The sequence below is a fragment of the Streptomyces sp. NPDC031474 genome (genome assembly GCF_055581185.1).
The window spans coordinates 1-20,225 of the sequence record NZ_JBVIJX010000020.1 but is presented as its reverse complement, the minus strand read 5'-3'; the positions used below and the strand labels follow the sequence as shown (position 1 = coordinate 20,225).

Genomic DNA, 20,225 nt, shown 5'->3' with positions numbered 1-20,225 from the left:
TCTCACGACGGCCTCCTTTACGCAGCGCTCGTGCGGAATGTGTGCCGCGGTCGCCCGCCGGACTCCCGCAGCCTGTCCCTGAGACAAAGTTGAGCAGGCCGCACGCCTCCGTGGGGCGGTTTCACGGAACGTCCCCCACCGGTACGGACCGTTCGAGCGGTTTACGGGTGAAGGATCACCAGGTCGTCCCGGTGGACGACCTCGCGTTCGTACTCCGCGCCGAGCTCCCGCGCCAGGTCCCGGGTCGACCGGCCGATCAGCTGGGGGATCTCCTTGGCGTCGAAGTTGACGAGGCCGCGGGCCACCGCGCGCCCGGCGGTGTCGCGCAGTTCGACGGGGTCGCCGGCGCTGAACTCGCCCTCGACGGCCGCGATCCCGGCCGGCAGCAGCGAGGTGCGCCGCTCGACGACCGCCCGCACGGCCCCGTCGTCCAGGGTCAGCGACCCCTGCGGGGTCGACGCGTGCTGAAGCCACAGCAGCCGGTCCGCCGAGCGTTTGCCGGTGGGGTGGAAGTAGGTGCCGGTGTCGCCGCCGGTGAAGGCGTCGGCCGCGTGGACGGCGCTGGTGAGGACCACGGGGATGCCGGCGGCGGCCGCGATCCGGGCGGCCTCGACCTTGGTCACCATGCCGCCGGTGCCGACGCCCGCCTTGCCGGCGCTGCCGATCTCGACGTGCGCGAGATCCGCGGGGCCGCGCACCTCGGCGATCCGCGAGGTGCCGGGCTTGCTGGGGTCGCCGTCGTAGACGCCGTCGACATCGGAGAGCAGGACGAGCAGGTCGGCGTGGACGAGGTGGGCGACGAGGGCGGCGAGCCGGTCGTTGTCCCCGAAGCGGATCTCGTCGGTGGCGACGGTGTCGTTCTCGTTCACGATCGGGAACGCACCCATCGCGAGCAGCTTGTCCAGGGTGCGGGAGGCGTTGCGATGGTGGGCGCGCCGGCTCATGTCGTCGCTGGTCAGCAGCACCTGGCCGACGCGGACGCCGTAGCGGGCGAAGGAGGCGTTGTAGCGGCCCACGAGCAGGCCCTGGCCGACGCTCGCGGCGGCCTGCTGGCGTGCGAGGTCCTTGGGGCGGCGGCGCAGGCCCAGCGGGGCGAGGCCTGCGGCGATGGCGCCGGAGGAGACGAGGACGATCTCCTTCTCTCCCCCGCTGCGGCTCTTGGCGAGGACGTCGACGAGCGCGTCGACCCGGTCGGCGTCGAGGCCGCCGGAGGCGGTGGTCAGCGACGAGGAGCCGACCTTGACGACGATCCTGCGGGCCTCGCCCACGGCCTGCCTTGCCCCTGCCACCTTGTTCTTCGCCCCTCGCGTAGGTCCACGGCTGCCCGCCAGGCAATCTACGCGAACAGGGGCGCAGGCCGCGCGCGGGTTTCACTTCGCGGACAGCGGCGGACCCTTGGACGTCGTCCCCGTCGGGGAAGCCCTCCACCGCGATGTGATGGCCGCCAACGGCGGCAACCTGATCTTTGCGCTAGTTCGACTACTCGTTCGACTCGCGCATCCACGGCACGGCAACATCGCGGCGCTCCTGGCGGGCACGCCCGCGGACCTCGACCCGGTGGGCCTCGCTCACACCGCCGCGGGTCCCCCCGGTCTGACCGTGCGTCGGCGGAGTCTGCTGAGCCTTCGGCGGACCTTGCGGGTGAAGCCTCGCAGGAAGGCTTCGGTGGGGTCCTTGCGCCAGCCGGGGTACGCCTTGGCCTCGCGGGGTTCGGCGAGGTAGACGCGGTCGGGGATGCCGGCCTCGGCGGAGCCGTAGTGCGGGTAGGCCAGATAGAGCTGGGTGTTGCGCTTCTTCAGCACGGGCGTCGGCTCGGTCTTGGCCTGGATGAACTCGAGGACGTCCACGAGGAGGTCGGCGCGCTGCCGGGCGACCAGCTCCAGGCGCAGCCGCTCATGGACGTTGAGGCGTTGGGCCACGCCCTCGTTCCAGTAGGCGTCCATCAGCGGCTTGGCCAGCTCCAGCTTGGTGCGCCGGATCTCCTCGTCGTTCTTGAGGAAGATGGGCCCGAACTGCGGCAGCACGGTGACCAGGAACGGACGGACCATGAGCACATCACGCTTGGCGCCGGGCGGAACCAGGCGCTCCAGCAGGCCCATCAGGGCGCGCGCGGAGTCGAAGCGCAGCGTGTAGCTCCCGGTCTTCGTCACCTGCTTGCCGTCGGTGCGGCCCACCAGGTAGTAGCAGGTGTAGTCGGCGACCACGGAGATGCCGTCGGCCCGCAGATAGGCCTCCATGGTGAACAGGGCGTCCTCGCCCGTCCACAGGGACTCGTCGAAGCGCATGTCGTGCCGGGTCAGCAGCTCGCGGCGGAACAGCTTCTGCGCGCTCAGCGTGAACTTGATGTTGGAGGAGAACACGTCCGTACGCCCGACGTTCTTGCCGAACATCGACTTGGCCGCGTTGCGGTTGACGCCTTGGATCTTGCCGAGGACGACGTCCGTGGCGTTGGCGTCGGCCATGGCGACCATGCGCTCCAGGGCCTCGGCGCCGAGCCTGTCGTCGGCGTCGAGGAAGAACACATAGCGACCGGTGGCCTTGTCGAGGCCGACGTTGCGCGGGCCGCTGGGGCCGCCGGAGTTCTCCTGCCGGATCACCGTGACGGCCATGGGGGCGCGGGCGGCGAACTCCTCCAGGTACTCCCCGGTGCCGTCCCGGGAGCCGTCGTCCACGGCTATGACCTCGATGCGGGCCGGGTCCAGCGTCTGTGCCTCGACCGATGCCAGGCATTCGACCAGGTACGGCATCGCTTCGTACGCCCCGATGACCACGGTGACGTCAGGCTGCGCAACGGTCACTGTTCCCTCTCACCACGCAACTGTCCCCCCAATGAACCTCTGGACATCCGGTAGACGACGGATGAACGCAGAGGGTTGCCTCGGTTTCCTCACGTGTTCCATTTCACAGGATGCGCGAAAGGCCGGGCCCTCCGGAGATTATCCCTCCGAGGGGCCCGGCCTCAGCACACGTCCGTCAGGCGGGCGTCAGACGGCCGTCACACCCTTGGACAGTTCCGCCTCGTCGTCCGGCGGGCCGTCCAGCGGATCCATCAGCACCGCGCCGTGGGACTCCTGGCCGACGTTGCGTGCCTCGGCCTTCAGCGCCAGGTCGGTGAGCGCGGTGTCGAACCGTTCGAGGGACGTGGGCTCGTCGGTGCCGAGCAGGTACTCCTTGAGTTCCTTGCGGTCCTTGGCCAGCGGATCGGCCCCCGGGTCGCGCACCGCGTCCAGCAGCTGGTCCAGCTCGGCGGCGCTGTTGCTGAGGAGCACCGCCGCACGCACCGCGGTGTTCTGGCGCCGGAACTCCTCCGCGCCCAGCTCCGCGGAGTCCGTCACCGCATACGGCTTACCGCTCGCGATGAAGTCGGAGACCACGCTGGAGATGTCGGAGACCATCGCCTCGGAGGCGTTGAAACAGTCGTACAGCCGGGGTCCCGCGCCGGTGATCACCCGGTGCTCGAAGGAGGGGAAGGAGCGCCAGTAGGTCTCGTTCCACTCGGCGCGCAGCCGGGCGGCCTCCTCGTGCTTGCGGACGTCGACGATGCCGTCACGGCTGGTCACGGCCTCGTCGGCGCGCTCGTCGAAGGCCAGCGAGAGGCCGTCCAGGCGGGCCTTGAGGCGGGTCAGCTCGGCCTTGGCCTTCGCCTGTGAGGCCGGGTCCGCGGTGAAGCGGGAGTCGGCCGCGCGCTCGGCGGCCGCCTTCTTGATCAGGGCGGTGATCCGCCGGTGCGCGGCGGCCGCCTTGGCGCTGCGGTTGCCCGTGAACGGGTGCGGCTTGTACAGGACGCGGACCGGGGGCTCGGCCGCGATCAGCTTCTTGACGATGTTCTCGCCGGCCAGGATGAGCGAGGTGTTGCCCGGGTTGTCGTCCCAGCCCTCCCAGGTGGGCGCGTAGAGAACCGTGGGGATCCGGTCCCGCGGGGGAGCGTCGTGCCCGGCCGCGATCGGCGCGAGCTGCGGGCGGCCGACCTCGACGACGTCCTCGTCGCGGATGCCGACGTCGGCGATGGCGTACCGGTCGCGGCCGGCGCGGCCGGCGACCCACACCTCGTCGTAGGCCTTGGTGAACGGGTTGACGCTGGCGGCCTTGTCGCTGTCGCCGTGGCCGATGAACACGTGCTTCATGGTCGGCACGCGCAGCAGGTGGATGTTCTTGCCGACGTTCGCGCAGTACAGCGCGACCCGCACCATGGACAGGTCGAGGTTCATCAGATGGATCCCGCCGGGCACGCAGATGACCGGCACGGAGGTGGGCGCCATCTTCTCCAGGATGGTGCGCTCCCGCAGGAGGATCAGCGGCCGGGCCTCCATCTGCTCCATGGTCTCCAGCCACATGTTGACCTGGTAGGCGGAGTCGTCGGAGCCGGAGAAGTACAGCACCGTCTCCGGGCGGTACTCGCGCAGCCAGGCGCTGACCGCGGCCAGGACCTTGGGGGCCCTCGGCGGGAGCCGTCGCCCGCGCAGGTGCGGCACCAGGGCGAGGACGTACAGCGCGCCCAGACCGAGCGTGACGGCGATGCCGACGTAGCCCGGGCGCACCGAGTCGGTGAGCGCGCAGACGAGCAGGCCCACGACGGCCGCGAGGTCGAGGTGGAGCATCTTCACGGTGGCGCGGCGCAGCAGGAGACGCGGCGGGGCGTCCGGTATGCGCAGCCGGGAGGCCATGTCGACGTTCCTGGTCGCGACCGGCATCTGACGGCGCTTACCGATCAGGGTGACCAGCGCGCCCTGCGGGGCCTGGAGACCGAAGAACACCGTGAAGCACGCGATCGCCGCGTAGAAGACCGGCTCCTGGGAGAGGTCCAGTCTCGCCAGCAGCAGGATCAGCAGCAGCTCGCGGACCAGGAACCGGGTGGACAGACCGGCCCGCACCTTGGACAGCAGGCCGATGAGGCGACTGCCCTTGCGGTGAAGGTAGAGGTCCGCCAGGTACGTCACGGCGGCCGCGGCGGCGAAGGCAGGGGCGCTCGGGACGAGCGCGGCCGCCATGAGGCCGGGGTAGCCCAGCATCATGAGGACCGCCGCGGCCAGTTCGGCCGCGGAGCCCACCCGGGCTACGCGAATAGCGGTGGATATCACGGAGAAACCTGCTCTGGGAGGGGGCCGGTCATAGGTGCCTAAAAAGTCCGGAAAATCCTTTGTGAAGGTTTCGGAGGTTTTTCGGATGTTTCGAAAGCTTTACGGGTTCAGGCCTCTGTGAATTCTCCGTAAACAGGGAGCCACAGAGGCCTGAAAATTCGCTGGCTATTTACGCTTGATTATGCCACGCCGTCCTGACGGTCCAGGACGCCGGCCAGGGCCTGCTCGAAGCCGGAGGCCTTGCCCGCGGCCGCCGTCGGGTCCTGCTGGCGGACGTCGATGACATGGCCGGTGAGCTCGGAAAGCAGCACGTCAAGAGAGGTGCGGGCGACCGCCTCGGAGGAGAGCAGGCTGCCCGCGGGCTCCTGACCGAAGGCCTTGGTGCGCATGGGCGTCGCCGTACGCTCCGGGTTGACGCAGTTCACCCGGATGCCGTCACCGGCCCACTCGTCGGACAGGGCCTGGGTGAGGTTCACCATCGCGGCCTTGGTCGAGGAGTAGAGGCTGTACTCGGCACGGCCGCGGGTGTAGCTGCTGGAGGTGTACAGCAGCAACTGGCCCTTCGTCTCGGCGAGGTACTTGTAAGCCGAACGTGCGATCTGCACCGGGGCCAGGTAGTTGACCTTCAGCGCTTCCTCGATGGTCGCGTTGTCGGTCTCGGCCAGCTTGCCGATGCGCAGCACGCCCGCGGTGTTGACGACGTAGTCGATGCGCCCCGTCTCGCTGTACGCCTTGGACAGGGCGTCGTCGACCTCCTCCGGGTTCTCCACATGTGTGCCGGTGGTGGAGCGGCCCAGGGCGTAGACGTGGGCGCCGTAGGACCCGGCGAGTTCGGCGATGTCCTTGCCGATGCCGTACGAACCGCCGAAGACGACCACGGTCTTGCCGGTGAGGAGCTCGCGGTAGACCTCTTCGCCCATCTGCTCGGGGGCGGCCGAGGAGGCCAGTTGGAACAGTTTGTCGGCGAGGAACACGTCGACGGGCTGGGTCACCTTCATGTTGTACTCGTCGCCCGCCACGACGTGGATCGGCACGTCGGGCAGGTAGCGCAGTACGACCGTGCAGTCGTCCGTGGCCTGGAAGTTGGGGTCGCCCGCCGCCACCTCGTACGCCCGGCGGATGGTGGACAGCTTGAACGCCTGCGGGGTCTGGCCGCGGCGCAGCCGGGAGCGGTCCGGGATCTCCGTGATGAACTCGCCGTCCTCGCCGTGCGTGCGCGTGACGATGATGGTGTCCGCGGACGGGATGGCGACGTCGACGGCCTGGTAACGCTCCAGCGCCGCCACGCAGTCGTCGATGACGCGCCGCGAGAGCAGGGGGCGTACGGCGTCGTGGAAGAGGACGTTGAGGTCCTCGCCGTCGGCCAGTCCCTCACCCAGGGCGGCGATGGCGCGCTCGGTGGTCTCGTTGCGCGTGGAGCCGCCCTCGATGATCGCCCGGACCTTCTCGAACCCGGCCTTGGACACGATCTTCTCGACGTCCGACACATAGCCCGGCGCCATCAGCACGATGATGTCGTCGACCGAGTCGGCCTTCTCAAAGGTGGTCAAGGTGTGTTCGATGACGGCCTTGCCGGCGATCTTCAGCAGCTGCTTGGGGATCGACAGACCCACCCGCTGACCGGTGCCACCGGCCAGGATCACTGCGGTGGTACGGGGCTTGGCTATGCGCTGGGACACAGAGGACCTACCTTGGGACGACAGGGACGGTGAAAGCGTCCCACTTTCGGTTACCGCGATGCAAGGTGAGCGTCGTTCGCTGCAAATATGCTCGCAACCTGGCATTCACCTTCCACCGCAGGCGATTGCTGAGCCGTCGACGCGGCTTCCCATGGAAGCCCCCTGGAAATCCTGTGAGTAACTCCACAAGGCGTAACCCATTGCCGAGAGTGACGAGAATGACCGCAGTGACAGCGGCGGTGACGAGGCTGACTCTAACGTCTGTGGACGGGTGTCAGCGCCGCCGCAGCCGTTTGAGGCACCGGTGTCCGGGTACGCGTACGAGTTCCTTCGGCTAGGTCCGGCGCACGGCGCGCGCCGCGGTCCGGGCGGGCCCGCGACCACCGCCGCCGGCGCCCCGTACAGGGTCTGAGCGGCCACCTCGGGCACGATCCGATCCGGGCGACCCCCGGCCTGCCGGGCCCCCGACCATTCGTACGTCCATCCGTTGGATGTGGAGATCTTCACGTCCCGTGAGGTCGGACTACACGTGTTCTTCATATGCATGACCGGCCCGTCGCGGATCGGTTCCGGCCGGCCTCGAATAGAGCCCGTCGGACAGGTCATTGCGACGGACAGGTCATTGCCGCGGAATTCCACACGTTCCGCGAGGGCAGCCTTTACGGGGGCCTGAGCGTCGTTACGCGGCCCGGCCGGTCCCTCTTTTCGCTGCCATCGGCTGAACTCAGGATTCGCGTGCATGACAAGTGACGGGACAAAGAAGGACCCGTTGCGGGCTCACCGCAACGGGTCCGACAGGTGAAGGGAAGAGGGCTGGACGGGCTAGACAAGCTCGGAGGGCTGGACGAGCTCGGAGGGCTAGAAGGGCTCGAAGCCCTCGAACTCCTGGGCCGCCTCGTCGCGTTCGGCCTGCTTGTCCCGGCGGCGCTGGGTCGCGGGGCGCGGCTCCTCGAAGCGGTGGTCCTCTCCGCGGCGGCCGAGCATCTCGGCGCCGGCCGTCACGGACGGCTCCCAGTCGAAGACGACCGCGTTGTCCTCGGGGCCGATGGCGACGCCGTCGCCGCCGCGGGCGCCCGCCTTCATCAGCGCGTCCTCGACACCGAGACGGTTGAGCCGGTCGGCGAGGTAGCCGACGGCCTCGTCGTTGTTGAAGTCGGTCTGCCGAACCCAGCGTTCGGGCTTCTCGCCCCGGACGCGGAACAGACCGTCCTCCTCCAGGCTGACGGTGAAGCCGGTGTCGTCGACCGCCTTGGGACGGATGACGATCCGGGTCGCCTCCTCCTTCGGCTTGGCCGCGCGCGCCGTACCCACCATCTCGGCGAGGGCGAAGGAGAGCTCCTTCAGCCCCATGTGGGCGACCGCGGACACCTCGAAGACGCGGTAACCGCGATCTTCCAGCTCCGGTCGCACCATCTCCGCGAGGTCCTTGCCGTCCGGCACGTCGATCTTGTTGAGGACCACGAGCCGCGGACGGTTGCCGAGGCCGCCGTACTGCTTGAGCTCCTCCTCGATGATGTCGAGGTCGGAGAGCGGGTCACGCTCGGATTCGAGCGTGGCCGTGTCGAGGACGTGCACCAGCACACTGCACCGCTCGACGTGGCGCAGGAACTCCAGGCCCAGGCCTTTGCCCTGGCTGGCGCCCGGGATGAGGCCCGGCACGTCGGCGATGGTGTACACGATCTCGCCCGCCGTCACCACGCCCAGGTTCGGGACGAGGGTCGTGAACGGGTAGTCCGCGATCTTCGGCTTGGCGGCGGACAGGACGGAGATCAGCGACGACTTGCCCGCGCTCGGGTAGCCGACGAGGGCCACGTCCGCGACCGTCTTCAGCTCCAGGACGATGTCGTGGAAATCGCCGGGCTCGCCGAGCAGCGCGAAGCCGGGTGCCTTGCGGCGGGCCGAGGAGAGGGCGGCGTTGCCGAGGCCGCCACGACCACCTTGGGCCGCGACGTAGGACGTCCCGTGGCCGACCAGGTCGGCGAGCACGTTGCCGGCCTTGTCCTGGATCACCGTGCCGTCCGGGACCGGCAGGACCAGGTCCTGGCCGTCCTTTCCGGAGCGGTTGCCGCCCTCACCGGGCTTGCCGTTGGTGGCGCTGCGGTGCGGCTTGTGGTGGTAGTCGAGGAGCGTGGTGACCGACTGGTCGACGACCAGGATCACATCGCCGCCACGGCCGCCGTTGCCCCCGTCGGGACCGCCGAGCGGCTTGAACTTCTCACGGTGGACGGAGGCACAGCCGTGGCCCCCGTTACCCGCGGCGACATGCAGTTCGACGCGGTCCACGAAGGTGGTCATGGTGGGTGCCTCCAGCACTACGAAAACAGGGGTATTACGCGGGTACTACTTGTACCGACTACTTGGTCAACACGCGAAAGGCGGACCCGCCTTCCCGTAAGGGAAGTGAGGTCCGCCTCGCGAAACGCTCGGTCTGAGCCGTGAATCAGGTGACGCAGGTGATGCGACTGATTCAGGCGACCGGGACGATGTTCACGACCTTGCGGCCACGGTGGGTGCCGAACTGCACCGAACCGGCCTGCAGGGCGAACAGCGTGTCGTCGCCGCCACGGCCGACGCCCGCGCCGGGGTGGAAGTGCGTGCCGCGCTGGCGGACCAGGATCTCACCCGCGTTGACGACCTGACCGCCGAAGCGCTTCACGCCGAGCCGCTGGGCATTGGAGTCGCGACCGTTCCGGGTGGACGATGCGCCCTTCTTGTGTGCCATGTCTCCTCAGTCCCTTACTTCGCAGCCGCGGGGATCTCAGTGACCTTGATCGCCGTGTACTGCTGGCGGTGGCCCTGACGACGGCGGTAGCCGGTCTTGTTCTTGTAGCGAAGGATGTCGATCTTGACGCCCTTGTGGTGGTCCACGACCTCGGCCTGGACCTTGATGCCGGCCAGCACCCACGGGTCGCTGGTCACAGCGTCGCCGTCGACAACGAGCAGGGTCGAGAGCTCGACCGTGTCGCCAACCTTGGCAGTGGAAATCTTGTCAACCTCAACGATGTCGCCGACAGCAACCTTGTGCTGGCGACCACCGCTGCGCACGATGGCGTACACGCTGATCTCACTCTCTCGCTCTGGGACGGCACCCCCGAAGTCCAGCCACCCGGGAACGAACACGGACGGCCTCTCCCGACCACCGAAGTACCGGCAACCAGGAGGAAAAGGTTTACGGGGATGTGGCATGCCAGTCGACACGCCGAGGGTCAAGGCTACGGGGCGCGTCTCCGGGGGTCAAACCGGGCCGGGGCCCGCTCATCTCACCTCTGCTCGTCCTCGGGGTTCTCGCCCCCCGGGACGCCGAACCCGGACGTGTCGAGCTCGAAGTCGAACGGCGCGGGAATCCGCACAGGCCGCCCGAAGGGAACGTTGGTCCGCGACCGGTACCCCTTGGGAGACGGATCCCAGAGAACGTTGATCTCCCCGACCCGCATATCAAGCAGCAGGTAGACCGGCACAACCCGCCCATACGTCTCCATCTTGTCGACCCAGTCGACATCCTTGGTGGAGTCGGAGGTCAGCTCGGCGGCGAGGGAGAGGGCGGCGCCGTCGGCGTGCCGGCCTTCGACGTCGAAGGCGGATACGTCGGCGACGAAGAGATCGGGCCCGTAGCCGCGCTCGGAGGGAGGGAAGACGAAGAGAAAGGGGGAAGTCTCCGTGACATGCCCGTCGGGCGCGTGCGCCTCCACCTGCTCACGCAGACTTCGCATGGGACGCAGGTAACGCAGCTTCGACCACGGCGACACGACGATCTTCCCCCGAATGAGCTCGGCCTTGTAGCCGGCAGGTGTGTCCAGTCCCTCGACGATCCGGAGCATGTCCTCAAAGGACCCACTCACAGGGGTGTCTATGGCCCGGGGGCGCTCGGTCATGACGGTCACCACGATCCTCCACTGATTACAGAGCGTGTCGCCTGCACCACGATAGCGCCGGGCTGTGACAGCCGCCCGCCCCTCGGCACGCTCACCCACCCACCTCGCACCACAGAAGCTTCCCGCCGCCCCCGGAGAGGCCGCCGCCGAGCGGATACCCACCCCACGCCTCGGCGTAATGGCATACGAGAAAGAGCCCGCGCCCACCCTCGGCGTCAGCGCCCGCCGAAACGGGGAGACGGCGGGACCCGGACCGCTTGTCGAAGGGGGGTGGGATGTAGGGGTTGGCGTCCCAGACACTCACGCGGAGCCGACTGCCGCCGAGGCCGCGAAGGCGCAGGGCGGCTGGACCTGCGGAGTGCCGGTAGGCGTTGGTGACGAGCTCCGTGGCCAACAGTTCGGCGGGGTCCTGGAGTTGGCGCATGCCGTGTCCGACGAGAACGGCTCTGAGCGTGACGCGGGCGATCCGGGCGGCCCGTGGGTCATGGGGCAGTTGAAGTGTGTACGCCCAGGTTGGAACCGCTTCGCACTCCGACGGGGATACGGTGACCATGAACGCCTCCTGCGGTGGGGGAAGTTGGCTCACTCGACGGTCCGGCCCGACCGGTCGGTGGCAGTGCCGCGCACGCATGTGAAGTGCGGCGCGGTGCGCTTCCGGGTTGTCGGCGGGGCCGGGTGAGCGGCTCGGGACTCACCGTAGCGGGGTACGTAGAATGGTTTCTACAGAATCTTCGGATGTATCCGACGTTCCACTCGTGTGGGTGACTCGTACAACGCAAGGCAAGGGAGCGGAAGCATGCCGCCACGGCAGACACCCACGGCACGCCAACTCCGCCTGGGCACCGAACTGCGCAAGCTCCGCGAGCAGGCGGGCCTCACCGCCCGCGCGGCCGGCGAGATGATCGGCGCGAACCAGGCACGCATCAGCAACATCGAGACAGGCCGCTTCGGCCTCAGCGAGCAGCGCATCCGCACACTCGCCCACAACTACGACTGCACCGACGAGGCCCTCGTCGACGCGCTCGTGGCCATGGCGACGCACCGCGAACGCGGCTGGTGGGAGGAGTACCGGGACACGCTGCCACCCCGCTTCCTGGACGTCGCAGAGATGGAGCACCACGCGGTCGCTCTACGCGTCGCCCAGGTCATCAACATCCCCGGCCTGCTCCAAACCCCGGAGCACGCCCGCGCCTTGTTCCGCCAGGTGGTGCCGGCTCTACGCCCACATGAGATCGAGTACCGCATCTCCCACCGGATCAAGCGCCAGGCCATCCTCCACCGGGACCAGCCACCGCAGTACACGGCGATCATCCACGAAGCCGCCCTACGTATGGGCTTCGGCGGCCGGGAAGTGGCGCGCGCCCAGCTGGACCACGTCATGAAGATGAGCGAACAGCCCCACGTCGCCGTCCGGGTAATCCCGTTCGACGGCACGGCCTTCCCCACCGTCGGCCACGGCCTGGACTACGCGCACGGGCCGGTCCCCGCCCTCGACACCGCCCAGCTCGACGCGGCCCATGGCAGCGAACTCATCGACTCCGTCGCACAGTTGGCCAAGTACCGACTCATCCTGGACCGCATGGAGCAGGCCACTCTGGAACCCGCGCCTTCCCGCGACCTCATCCACCGCATCGCCCAACACACCTAAGGCCAAGCCATGACCGAACTCAACTGGCAGAAATCCACATACAGCGAGGAAGCCTCATCCTGCGTTTACCTCGCCACCACCCCCACCGGAACGATCCTCCTCCGCGAAAGCGACGAACCGCACCGCATCCTCACTACCGACACGCGCCCACTGGCAGCGCTGATAGCCGCCTTCATAGCCCCAGAGGATCCGTTTCATTCTCCGAAACCGGCAGCTCACCAGGACCGAAGCGGGTAGGTTTCAGAAAACTGCCAGCACCGGTCGATATCTGTCGCGGGCGCAGCGATGCTCGACTACCACGGCCAGAGCGGTTGTTCGCTCTACCGGAAAAGCAATTTCTCCGCGGTCGGGCGAAAGCCAACACCCTCGGAAGAGAAGTACGGCTTGCCGCACATCAGTCGCCACGCTGAGGCGTCAGGGCTATGGGGCCCGGCTTGAGGTGTCAAACCGGGCCCCGACCCCTCAGTCGGGGAGCGGCAGTTTCACCGCCTTCACTCCGTTGATCAGGTTCTCCAGCGCCTCATCCGACGGACCTAGGCGGAAGGCCCAGGCAGCGAGCAGGTACAGGACGCCGTCCTCATCGATCGCCAGCAGGAACTCTCCGCGCCCGATCTCCCCAATGGGGAAGAACTTGCGGCCGAAGCGTTCCGACAGTTGCTGGAACGCTCCCTCCTCCCCTACGGCCAGTTCCGGATCGATCTCGAACGGCTCCCGCGCAACGTTGACCCCGCGACCGCTCACGTCAACCGCCATACCGCCGAACTCCGTCAGGAACCGCTCCGCTGCCGGATGCCACGTGAAGTCAGAGAGTTGCTCCTTCCAGGCCTCAATGTCCGTCTGCCGACCCGGGGACCAGCCGGAGAGACGTAGTACGCGCTCCACTTCGGGAGTGAATCTCGCCATTCTTCGTCCCGTCATGTCAGAAAGTCGATGCTGAAGTGCTCGACCAGCACCTTGCAACTGTCGCACGGACCAATTGTGTCCTTGAATCTCGAGTTCGTCCGGGCGCGCCCCAGAGCGGCGGCCGCGGTGGCTCCGGTCGGATCCTGTCCTGCATTCAACGCCTGCGTGAGGCATTCCACCAACCCACAACCTCCATGATTGTTCCCCCGCGCGGTATCGGGGATGGAGTCGAGGACGGCCTGTACCTGCGGGTGCACAGCCCGTGTGCCGACACCGCCGTCGCTGTGGGCGATCAGAGGCTTCTGATCTCCGATCTGGAGCGCCTCAATCACCTTGGGTCGCTGCGAGTTCGTGAGATCCGCGACGTTCTCCGCCTCCTCGAGGACAGCCTCGACGGCGCTACCGCAGTTGTGCACGAGAAGTGGCGTGTCTTCCGCCAAGACGTAGTACGTGTGCACGTCGCTGACCGTCAGGTCGTGCGTTCGCTGGCGCTTGTCGAAGGCGCGGATGCCTGTGAGCTCGACCGACCCATTCTCCGCGGTGTGCAATCGCATGCCGGGCTTAAGGTCGCCGGCGTCGATCCACGCCTTCTTGGAGTCTGCCCAGAAGGGGTGAGTTGTGGTGGAGACCAAGGTCTCGGGCTTGCCCGACTTACCCTTGATCGTCAAGTCGACGAAGTGCTTGTCGTCCTCGGTGACGATCGTGCCGACGACCTCGTGAGCGGTCGTCTTCCCGGTCTTGGGATCCGTGGCGGTGATCTTGTCGCCAAGTTTCACCTGCTCGATCGGCTTGTTCTTGCCGTTGGCGAGCAAAACCTTCGTGCCGGGCAGGAAGCTGTGCTTGAGTCCTGGCACCGGGCAGGAGTCGTTGCCCTTTTTCTTCAGTGCCGCCGCGGCTTTCTTTCTAGCCTCCGCCAGCTTCTCCGTCGCCTTGGCCAGCCCCATTCTGGCCTTGCCCAGGGCCTTGTTCGCCTTGAAGAGGCCCTTCGCGCCGCCGATCAGGTCCTTGACCAGGCCGGTCACTCGTTTGACGAGTTTGAGGCCCTTGGCCCACTTCCACGGAGCCCCGTACTTGGCCATGATCTTGCCGGCGAGGCCGCCCGCGAAGCTGCCCGCGATGTTGAGCAGGGTCTCGCCACAGGCTCCGACGTCTCCGCTGGAGATGCAGTCCAGAGCCGCGTCCACGCCCAGGATGTCCCGGGCGATCTTGATCAGCGCCTTGCCCGCGGACTGAATGCGTTGCTTGGCCCTTGCCTGCTGGCCCTCAGCCTCGCTGACCGCTGCCTTCGCCTCGGTGACCTTGGTCTCTTCGGGCGCGCACAAATTGCCGCAGCCACTGGTGCAAGAGATCCCGGCGAAAGTGCACGCCGCCGACAGCAGTCCGCTCGGGTCCGCCTCCGTGACCGGCGAGTTGTTGGCGTAGGCGTAGCCGTTGATCTGTTGCGGTTGGGTGTAGTCGATGATCGGGTCGACCGAGATGAACTTGCCGATCGCCGAGTCGTACTCCCGCGCCCCCAGGTGGGTCAGGCCGGTCGAGGCGTCGATCGTGCCGCCGACAAAGCCCTTCTCCCCCGGCCACGGGCCGAGTTTCTCGCCACGCTCCACTCCGTAGGGGTCGAAGCGCCGTTGGGAGATCGCGCCGGTTGCCGCGTCGATCGCCAGTTCGCCCGTGCCGTGGTGGTCGGCGGCGACGAAGGAGAGCTTTGCCGCGGTACGGACCGCGACGGTCTGGCCGGCGTACTCGTAGTAGCGGGTCGCTTCCTTCTTGGTGCCGTCAGCCGACAGCTTCAGCTCAGTGCCCGGCAGGTAGACGGTCGTACCCGAGGGATCCTTGCGGACGAGACGGTTGCCGGACGCGTCGTACAGGTAGCTGGTCTTCGAGCCGTTCGCCTCGGTGACCTCGCTGACCTTGCCAGCGTCGTTCCAGGTCAGGGACTGGGCGTTGCCGCCGATGGTGCGCTTGGTGGTGTTGCCCGCGTCGTCGTACTCGTACGACGTCTGCCTGTCCCCGGTCGGGGTCTTCTCGGTGACCTTGGTGACCTGGTGCGGTCCGTCGCCGAGCGCGCCCGCGCCGCCGTACTCGTAGGTGCGGGTGATGTTCTTCGTCGCGTCGAGACCGGTGTCGTGGTTGGTCTCGGAGATTCGGTTGCCGATGGCGTCCGTCTCGTACGACTTCCAGTACGGGGCCGGACCGCCCAGCGTGCTCGAACCGGCCGCGGTGTCACAGGCCGTGGGGCCCGTGCCGTTCACCGGTGTCGTGGAGCCGCGGGTGCCGGAGCCGGCCGCGGTCGTCGCGGTGGCCGCCGGGGTCCAGGCGTCCGCGAGTCGCTGCCGGCCGTCGTAGGCGAAGCACTGCAGGTCCGGCGTCGAGGTGTTCGCCGTGTCCGAGATGGAGAGGACGTTGCCTGACTGGTCGTAGGAGTAGTACGAGTCCTTCGCCGGGGCGGTGGCGCCATAGACGTCGACCATCGAGCGGGTCAGCCGGTCGGTGCCCTTCTCATGGTTGAAGGTCTGCCAGACCTTCTTGCCACTGCCGTTGGACAGCTCCAACTGCTGGAGTTGGCTGGTCTCGGAGTAGACGGTGTCGGTGACGTACGAGTTGACGTCGCCCGTCATCGACGTCGGCCGCTGCAGGTCGTCGTACGTGTAGACCAGGCTCTCCGCCGGCAGATCGCCGATGGCGGGCATGCCTGCGGTCTGGACCGTTCCGTCGGTGTGGTACGTGGTGGTGAAGGCGTAGGTACCGGCCAGGGAGCCCTGGGAGGCGGGGATCTGGTAGGCGGTTTTCAGCGGACGGTAGAGCGAGTCCATCGACTGCACGACCGTGGCGAAGTACTCCGTCGGCGAGATGTAGCTGAGGAAGCCGTAGGCCTGGCCCAGCCAACCCGCCTTGTCGTACCTGGTCTCGCTCAGCTTGGTGCCGGTACCGGCGTCGCCCTGCCAGGTCGAGAGCACGCGTCCGAGCTCGTCGTAGACCGTGGAGGTCTTCTTGTTGCGTCCGTCGTACGTGGCGATCGGGCGGTCCAGCTCGTCGTACTCCGTGCGTGACGTGCCCGCGTCGGGATCGACACTCAGCTTCTTGCGGCCCAGCTGGTCGTACTCGTAACGCCAAACGTTGTTCTTGGCGTCGGTGACCGTCTCCAGCAGACCCGCCGTGTTGTAGGTGTACTTCGTCGAGTCGTACGGAACCCCTACACCGGGCGAGGAACCCCGGTAGTGGCGGATCTCGGAGACGTTGCCCTGGCCGTCGGTGATCGTCGTCGTGGGCACGCCGCCGGTCGGCGGGTTCACATGGGTCGACTCACCGTCGTAAGCGGTCGTGGTGCGCCACTGTTCGGCGCCAGAGACCGCGAAGATGTCGGCCGTGGTCCGGCCCAGACCGTCGTGCTCGATCAGGTTCTGAGAGCCCACCTGGCTGTCGCTCACGAGGAGCAGTTCGCCCTCGGCCGCGCCGGCCGCGTTGTACGTCGAGTTGGTCTTCCTGACGTTGCCGGTGGCGTCGTAGAACGTGTCGGCGACCATGCGGGTGCCGTCCGGGCCTTCGGTCTGGATCTGGCGGGGCCTGAGCATGCTGTCGTAGAGCTGGTACTCGGCGCCGTAGGTGCCGTCGTTCTCGATCTTCTCCGTCTTGATCGAGGTGACCTTGTCCTTGCGGACGTTGTACGAGTACCTGATGCTCGGCGTCTGCCTGCTCGCCCGGTCCGCCAACCACACGGAGGTCAGGCGGCCCAGGGCGTCGTAGGCGAGGTCGGTGCGCTTGCCGTTGGGGTCGGTCTGGCCGGCCGACATGCCCCACGCCTGGGCGTAGTCGGTGGTGGTGGTGTGGCCGAGGGCGTTGGTGACGACCGTCTTCGACAACAGGCCGTTCGTCTCGGTGTAGACGGTCTTCGTCTGGCTCGTCGTCCCGTACTGCTTGGCGTCCTGCTGGGACAGCGGGCGACCGAAGTCGTCGTAGGTCGTGGCACCGGTGACCTGGTAAGTCGCCGTGGTGCCGTCGTGCGACGTCATCCGCTCGGTCCTGGTGGCGTCGCCCTTCGTGGGCGCCGCACCGAACGCACCCTTGTCGTAGGAGGTGCGCTCGTCCGCCAGCACCTGGGTCCTGCGGTCGGGGGCCGTCGCGCACTTCACAGTGACGGACTCGCTGCGCGCGGGCAGCGAGAGCATGTTCTTCGCCGCGTTGTCCGCGTAGGTGGTACGGGTGCAGGTGTCGTCCTTGGCGGTGGAGACGTCACCAAGGTCGTCGACCTCCAGGACGCGGCCGGTGCCGTTGGACGTGTCGTACGTCGTCGTGGACTTCGTTTCGCGCCAGGTGCCGTCGGACTTCAGGCTGAAGCCACGGCCGGTCTGACTGCGCACGATCGCCGCGCGGGTGGTGCCCCAGCTCCTGGTCTGGGTGGCCGTGTAGTACTTCCACGGGGCGTCGATCGTCTTGGAGACCAGCTTGCCGCCGTCGTAGGTCGCCGCCTCCAACTGGTGGCCGGTGAACTCCTCCGCATCCGTGTAGGAGGCGCCACCGTCGGCGTGGGCAGGTCGCCATACGGCCAGGTCAAGGCGAACTCACGGCCCGCCCGCTCCATCACCACGAACGGCTTCCCCGCATCACCGGCGGAGAAGCTGAGGTCCACGGTGGCCGCCTTCGGCCCCCAACTCCCGTCCGCCCGCTTCACCAGCCTGGCATCGACGTCCACCCACTTCCCAGCCTGGACCGTGCGCACCGGCTCGGTGTACTCGCGGGCCGTGAAGGTGCCGTCGGGCTCGGCGAAGACATCCCTGCGCTCGGTACGCAGCCCCTCGACCTCCGTCTGCTTGCCGCTCTTTTTCGCCACGGCCATCGCCTGCTGCTCGGTCACCATCGGCTGGTCGGCGACACTCTGTGCCTGATCCCGCGCCGAGGTACCCCCGTTGACCGGGAGAGCCGCGACCCCGGTCACCACCACGCCGGTGACGGCCGCCGCAGCGGCGGCGCGGAGAACCAGGCCCCGCCGTGTCGATCTGGGTCTGCCTGCGGACACGCGTCCACTCTCCACTCGGCTCGTGTCTGTCTGCGAAGTCCGTTCGCCTGAAGGCCCTTTCCGGCGGATGACGCGTGGTCGACGAGAACTCATCGGACCGCCGCCCCGAAGGCGACGCCGCCCGCGGGAATGCCGCCCTCACCGGGCTTCCACGTCTGCGTCGGCGCAGCACCCGAGGCTGTATTCCACGGGAAGCCGTGGACCGCCCGCCCGTCGACCGGCCCGTAAGGCAGGCCCACGTACAGCAGCGACGGACTCGCGCCGAGGCTGATGCCCGCGTACGTCCGGGCCGACGGTCCGAAGGGAATGCCGCTGCCGGGCTCGATCCAGGTGTCCGAGGCACCAGGCGCGCCGATCAGCGGAAAGATCTGGATACCGCCCGCCTCCGGGGCCTCCTCCGTCGACTCCTCGCCGGGCACGCCCACAGCAAGGCGCATGGTGCTGGCCGTACCCACCACGTTGGTCGTGGTGTTCACCGCCGCGAGCTGCTGGCCGAAGAAGTCACCGGGTTCGGCCTTCTCCTCGACGCCTTCGGCGTTCTGGTCTATCCAGTTGAGCAGGACCACTGTGCCGTCCGCCTTCATCTGGTAGACGTGCACCGCCCCGGCGTCGACCGTGGTACCGAGGTCCTCTCCCGGCACCCCCACGGCAAGGATCGAGTCGGTGGTGGTGGCCGCTCCCGACGGACGGTAGGGAGCCATCGCAAGGGCGGAACTGTACCGGTCGTCCGTCTGGGCTGCGGTGTCGGACGTTCCCGTACGGCCCTGCCCCATGCCGTAGAGGGGGTTGGGGACGCCGTCCGTGTTGAGCGACGGCTGGAGGGCCTGGAGGCCGCCCGCGAAGGCGACCGTTCCGATGCTCTCCCCTGGAGCGCCGACCACGAAGTACCGGCTGGTGGCGGCGACCGAGGCGCCGAAGCGGTCGTACGGCTCCGCGTCCTCCCACATGCCGGGACTGTTCTGATGGAACGAAGTGACGGCCGGAGTGACCCCGTACGCGTAGGCCGCGAGCCCCATGTCCGTGAGCCCCGAGCTGTCCTCCCCCGGGACCCCGATCACGAGGAACGGCACGCCCGTAGCCGACACACCGCCCGCGACCGAGTAGCCGACCCAGTCCTCGGCCTCGTAGGCGTCGGCCATGTTGCCGTCGGCGCCCTGGCGGAAGCCGAGCGAACCCGTGGTCCCCTGGCCGAGGCCCGCTGTCGACCCGTAGATGAGCTGCACGAGGCCTGCGTCCTGGACCGAGCCGACGTCCTCGTACGGCATTCCGACAGCGATGTCACTGCAGCCGTCGAGGTTGGCGTCGTACACGGCGAGCGAGAAGCCGAACTGGTCGCCCGCCTCGGCGACGTCGGAGATGTTCGGCGTGTCCTGCGACAGCGTGGTCACGCCCTTGCCGCCGCCGAGGACGATCTGGATCGCGCCCGCGCCCTCCTGGCCCGACACCGTCGCCTGCGGGTCCGCTATCGCCGTGTCCCGTATGCCGTCCGCCGTTGAAGTCGGAGTCCACTCCGCCGGTGCATCCGGCCGCGTAGGCGGAAGTCGAAGGAACGATTCCACATGCACCTGACATGAGCAGAGCCGCCGATACGACACCGGCAGCCCTACGCCTCCAACCAGTCCCCAAGTCCACCCCCGCCCCGAACACCAAAAGTCACCGCCCCCGAACAGTCAGTTAAACGACCTCGATCCTTTACCGGCTTTTGATTTCGCACCATGCGCATATATCCGGCACCGACGCATACGGCAGATCACATTTCCATCACAGAACACCCTCACCCCTAGCCAAACATCCCGCAACGCACCGTTTTGCCCCAACTACCCCTCCCACACCTTCGGTTGAACTTCTCTTGACCCACACGGAAACCCACAGGTTTCACATACGATCCACAACACCGCCAAACAAGATCATCTAATGATCACTGCTGCTCAACACCCTTGGGGGGGACCAGAGTTATGGCTGGAAAGAGGCGTGCCGAATACGGCCGGAGACGGTTCATTCGGCTGGCCGGCGGCACCGCCGCGGGGGCGGCGG

The 20,225-nt window shown here is 67.7% G+C and carries 15 protein-coding genes; 3 read left to right on the top strand and 12 right to left on the bottom strand.

The features are described 5' to 3' along the window. Window positions 1–161 precede the first annotated feature (161 nt). The 9 genes from proB to ACZ5SK_RS36075 all read right to left on the bottom strand — a co-directional run bounded on the left by proB (window position 162) and on the right by ACZ5SK_RS36075 (window position 11,182). Window positions 162–1,268, bottom strand: coding sequence for a glutamate 5-kinase (gene proB, locus ACZ5SK_RS36115; RefSeq protein WP_334581349.1), 1,107 nt, complete (start codon window positions 1,266–1,268; stop codon window positions 162–164). Between the two features lie 300 nt (window positions 1,269–1,568). Beyond that, window positions 1,569–2,798: a glycosyltransferase family 2 protein gene (locus ACZ5SK_RS36110; protein WP_361706599.1), complete on the bottom strand. Its 1,230-nt coding sequence runs from the start codon at window positions 2,796–2,798 to the stop codon at window positions 1,569–1,571. A 186-nt stretch (window positions 2,799–2,984) separates the two neighbouring features. Then, the gene (locus tag ACZ5SK_RS36105; RefSeq protein WP_468577016.1) at window positions 2,985–5,078 is read right to left on the bottom strand and encodes a hypothetical protein; all 2,094 of its coding nucleotides are present in this window, start codon (window positions 5,076–5,078) and stop codon (window positions 2,985–2,987) included. A gap of 179 nt (window positions 5,079–5,257) precedes the next feature. Beyond that, window positions 5,258–6,757: a D-ribitol-5-phosphate cytidylyltransferase gene (locus tag ACZ5SK_RS36100; protein WP_457494357.1), complete on the bottom strand. Its 1,500-nt coding sequence runs from the start codon at window positions 6,755–6,757 to the stop codon at window positions 5,258–5,260. 858 nt (window positions 6,758–7,615) lie between these two features. Next, a complete protein-coding gene (obgE, locus tag ACZ5SK_RS36095; protein ID WP_468577014.1) occupies window positions 7,616–9,052 on the bottom strand; it encodes a GTPase ObgE in 1,437 nt (478 codons plus the stop codon). A 172-nt stretch (window positions 9,053–9,224) separates the two neighbouring features. Continuing rightward, window positions 9,225–9,479: a 50S ribosomal protein L27 gene (rpmA, locus tag ACZ5SK_RS36090; RefSeq protein ID WP_010041940.1), complete on the bottom strand. Its 255-nt coding sequence runs from the start codon at window positions 9,477–9,479 to the stop codon at window positions 9,225–9,227. A gap of 14 nt (window positions 9,480–9,493) precedes the next feature. After that, complete coding sequence (gene rplU / locus ACZ5SK_RS36085; RefSeq protein WP_007381993.1) at window positions 9,494–9,814, bottom strand: 50S ribosomal protein L21; 321 nt, start codon at window positions 9,812–9,814, stop codon at window positions 9,494–9,496. Window positions 9,815–10,017: 203 nt separating this feature from the next. Further along, window positions 10,018–10,728 carry a Uma2 family endonuclease gene (locus tag ACZ5SK_RS36080; protein WP_457494359.1) on the bottom strand — a complete coding sequence of 237 codons (711 nt, stop codon included), beginning with the start codon at window positions 10,726–10,728 and terminating at the stop codon, window positions 10,018–10,020. Beyond that, window positions 10,721–11,182, bottom strand: a complete 462-nt coding sequence (locus tag ACZ5SK_RS36075) for an ATP-binding protein (protein ID WP_457494360.1) — start codon at window positions 11,180–11,182, stop codon at window positions 10,721–10,723. Before ACZ5SK_RS36075 ends, ACZ5SK_RS36080 begins: the two co-directional genes overlap by 8 nt. Window positions 11,183–11,425: 243 nt before the next feature. Here ACZ5SK_RS36075 and ACZ5SK_RS36070 point away from each other — a divergent pair, with 243 nt between their 5' ends. Then, window positions 11,426–12,277, top strand: a complete 852-nt coding sequence (locus ACZ5SK_RS36070) for a helix-turn-helix domain-containing protein (protein ID WP_457494361.1) — start codon at window positions 11,426–11,428, stop codon at window positions 12,275–12,277. Between the two features lie 9 nt (window positions 12,278–12,286). After that, the gene (locus ACZ5SK_RS36065; RefSeq protein ID WP_457494362.1) at window positions 12,287–12,514 is read left to right on the top strand and encodes a DUF397 domain-containing protein; all 228 of its coding nucleotides are present in this window, start codon (window positions 12,287–12,289) and stop codon (window positions 12,512–12,514) included. Window positions 12,515–12,739: 225 nt separating this feature from the next. On the opposite strand, the gene ACZ5SK_RS36060 is transcribed toward ACZ5SK_RS36065, so the two are convergent. Further along, on the bottom strand, window positions 12,740–13,180 hold the full coding sequence (locus ACZ5SK_RS36060; RefSeq protein WP_457494363.1) for an SUKH-3 domain-containing protein: 441 nt from the start codon (window positions 13,178–13,180) through the stop codon (window positions 12,740–12,742). 11 nt (window positions 13,181–13,191) lie between these two features. Continuing rightward, the gene (locus ACZ5SK_RS36055) at window positions 13,192–17,649 is read right to left on the bottom strand and encodes a polymorphic toxin-type HINT domain-containing protein (RefSeq protein WP_457494364.1); all 4,458 of its coding nucleotides are present in this window, start codon (window positions 17,647–17,649) and stop codon (window positions 13,192–13,194) included. 51 nt (window positions 17,650–17,700) lie between these two features. Here ACZ5SK_RS36055 and ACZ5SK_RS36050 point away from each other — a divergent pair, with 51 nt between their 5' ends. After that, complete coding sequence (locus ACZ5SK_RS36050; protein WP_457494365.1) at window positions 17,701–18,060, top strand: hypothetical protein; 360 nt, start codon at window positions 17,701–17,703, stop codon at window positions 18,058–18,060. Window positions 18,061–18,280: 220 nt separating this feature from the next. Here ACZ5SK_RS36050 and ACZ5SK_RS36045 read toward each other — a convergent pair whose 3' ends face one another. Then, complete coding sequence (locus ACZ5SK_RS36045; protein WP_457494366.1) at window positions 18,281–19,636, bottom strand: VCBS repeat-containing protein; 1,356 nt, start codon at window positions 19,634–19,636, stop codon at window positions 18,281–18,283. Between the last annotated feature and the right edge of the window lie 589 nt (window positions 19,637–20,225).